The sequence below is a fragment of the Zoogloea oryzae genome, assembly GCF_030161255.1.
GTDB classification, from domain to species: Bacteria; Pseudomonadota; Gammaproteobacteria; order Burkholderiales; family Rhodocyclaceae; genus Zoogloea; species Zoogloea oryzae.
This window is the reverse complement of the sequence record NZ_BSPX01000157.1, coordinates 1-2,906: the sequence shown is the minus strand read 5'-3', so window position 1 is coordinate 2,906 and position 2,906 is coordinate 1. Positions and strand designations below refer to the sequence as shown.

Here is a 2,906-nt window from a genome sequence, read left to right as displayed (position 1 = left end):
ACCCCTGCGCCGCCCTCCAGCTCAAGGTGAACCTGGCCCCCGGCGCCAGCGGCGAGCTGGTGTTCCGCCTCGGTGTCGGACACGACAGCGCCGACGCCGACCGGCTGGTGGCGCGCGTGCGCGGTTCCGCCGCCGCCCGCCAGGCCCTCGACGACGTGCACGCCTACTGGCAGCGCACCCTCGGCGCGGTGCAGGTCGACACCCCCGACCCGGCGGTGAATGTGCTCGCCAACGGCTGGCTGCTCTACCAGACCCTGGCCTGCCGGCTGTGGGCACGCAGCGGCTACTACCAGTCGGGCGGCGCCTTCGGCTTTCGCGACCAGCTGCAGGACGCGATGGCCCTGGTCCACGCCGAGCCGGCGCTGCTGCGGGCCCACCTGCTGCTGTGCGCCGGCCGCCAGTTCCGCGAGGGCGACGTGCAGCACTGGTGGCACCCACCCTCGGGCCGCGGCGTGCGCACCCGCTGCTCCGACGACTACCTGTGGCTGCCCCTGGCGGTGTGCCGCTACGTCACCGCCAGCGGCGACACCGGCGTGCTCGACGAAGTGCTGCCCTTCCTCGAAGGCCGTCCGGTCAACCCCGAAGACGACGCCTACTACGACCAGCCCACCGCCTCGGGCGAGACCGCCGACCTCTACGCCCACTGCGTGCAGGCCATCCGCCACGGGCTCACCGCCGGCGTCCACGGGCTGCCGCTGATGGGCTCGGGCGACTGGAACGACGGCATGAACCGGGTCGGGCTGGCCGGCCAGGGCGAAAGCGTGTGGCTGGGCTTCTTCCTGTACGCGGTGCTCGGGCAGTTCGCCGGGCTGGCCGAAGCCCGCGGCGACGACGCCTTCGCCGCCCTGTGCCGCGAGGAAGGCGCCCGCCTGCAGGCGGCCCTCGAAACCCACGGCTGGGACGGCGGCGTGACGCCGGCCGGCTGGTACCGCCGGGCCTACTTCGACGACGGCACGCCCCTGGGCTCGGCCGGCAACGCCGAATGCCGGATCGACTCGATCCCCCAAAGCTGGGCGGTGCTCTCCGGCGCGGCCGAACCCCACCGGGCGCGCTGGGCGATGGACGCCCTGGCCGAACATCTGGTGCGGCCCGCCGACCGGCTGGTGCTGCTCCTCGACCCGCCCTTCGACACCGCCAGCCTGCCCGCCGGCTACATCCGCGGCTACGTGCCCGGCGTGCGCGAGAACGGCGGGCAATACACCCACGCCGCGGTGTGGGCCGCGATGGCCTTCGCCCAGCTCGGCGACACCGATCAGGCCTGGGCGCTGCTCGCGCTGATCAACCCGATCGACCACGCCCGCAGCGCCGACGGCGTCGCCACCTACAAGCTCGAACCCTACGTGGTTGCCGCCGACGTGTACGCCTGCCCGCCCCACGTGGGCCGCGGCGGCTGGAGCTGGCACACCGGCGCCGCCGGCTGGATGTACCGGCTGATCGTCGAATCCCTGCTCGGCCTGCGCCGGGAAGGCACGCTGCTCCACGTGGCGCCGCGCCTGCCGGCCGACTGGCCCGGCTGCACCCTGCGCTACCGCTTCGGGGAAACCTGCTTCCCCATCGTCGTCACCCGCGCCGTGGCCGGCGAGGACATCGGGCTGCGCGTCGATGGCGTGGCGCAGCCCGACGGGGCCATCCGCCTGGTGGACGACCGCCAGCCCCATCAGGTCGAGCTGCGCATCGGCTGACCCCGCCCGGCACGGCCGGATATGTTCGGTAGCGCACATATCCGGCCGCCATGGGTGCCTATACTGGGCATGTGGCATCCCCGCCGCACCGGCGGGTGCGCCCTTTCCCACACACCGGAGTCCGATGATGGTCAGCGCCGACGACGCCCGCAGAAACCAATTGCTCGCAGTCCTGCCAGAAATCGAGTTCCTGCGCATCCTGCCCCAGCTGGAAGCCGTGGACATGCCCCTCGGGCAGGTGCTGTACGAATCCGGCCGGCCCCTCAGCCACGTGTATTTCCCCACCACCGCCATCGTCTCGCTGCTCTACGTGATGGAAAACGGGGCCTCGGCCGAGATCGCCGTGGTGGGCAACGAGGGCATCGTCGGCATCTCCCTCTTCATGGGCGGCGAGACCACCCCCAGCCGGGCGGTGGTGCAGAGCGCCGGGCACGGACTGCGGCTGCGCGCACCGGCGATCAAGGACGAGTTCAACCGCTCCGGCCCGGTGATGCACCTGCTGCTGCGCTACACCCAGGCCCTCATCACCCAGATGGCCCAGACCGCCGTGTGCAACCGCCACCACTCCCTCGACCAGCAGCTGTGCCGCTGGCTGCTGCTGAGCCTCGACCGCCTGTCGGGCAACGAGCTGGTGATGACCCAGGAGCTCATCGCCAACATGCTCGGGGTGCGCCGCGAGGGCGTCACCGAAGCCGCGCTGAAGCTCCAGGCCGCCGGGCTGATCCGCTACGCCCGCGGCCACATCACGGTGCTCGACCGGGCCGGGCTGGAGGCCCGCACCTGCGAGTGCTACGCCGTGGTCCGCAAGGAATACGACCGCCTGCTCCCCCACCGCATCGCAAGCTGAAGGCGGCGGGCAGGCGCCCTCCGTGTTCGCTATCAGACAGACCGCTCCCGGCCTGCCCCATAAGCTGACGGCATTGGCACCCGACGGACGATGTCCGGCTTTTCCAGGAGCAGACGATGACGCAGCGAATCACCCCGCCCGATCCGGCCCCACGGCAGCGCGTTCCGGGCGCATGGCGTGCAGCCTGCCTTCTCGGCGCGATCGCCCTGCAGCCGGGCGCCCCCGCGCTGGCGCAGGACGGGAACGACCTGCTCCGCTGCGGCGTGCCGGCCGTCCCCGTCGAGAGCGTCGCCTGGATGAGCGGCGGCATCGGCGAGGCCGACCGCGCCCAGATGAACCGCGCCGCCGCCGACTACAACCTGCAGGTGGTCTTCAGC

General features: G+C 72.3%; 2 protein-coding genes and 1 pseudogene. All 3 read left to right on the top strand.

Annotated features, from left to right (window positions below):
- A partial coding sequence (locus QQK25_RS22585) for a glycoside hydrolase family 94 protein (RefSeq protein WP_438696566.1) occupies positions 1-1,682 on the top strand: 1,682 nt, incomplete at its 5' end.
- Positions 1,683-1,806: 124 nt separating this feature from the next.
- Positions 1,807-2,529, top strand: coding sequence for a Crp/Fnr family transcriptional regulator (locus QQK25_RS22580; protein ID WP_284189984.1), 723 nt, complete (start codon positions 1,807-1,809; stop codon positions 2,527-2,529).
- Positions 2,530-2,645: 116 nt separating this feature from the next.
- Positions 2,646-2,906, top strand: a pseudogene (locus QQK25_RS22575) (hypothetical protein); the annotation flags it as partial.

Excerpts from the sequence above, each read along its gene's own strand:
- QQK25_RS22580 (WP_284189984.1), top strand. The coding sequence starts at position 1,807 with ATGATGGTCAGCGCCGACGACGCCCGCAGAAACCAATTGCTCGCAGTC.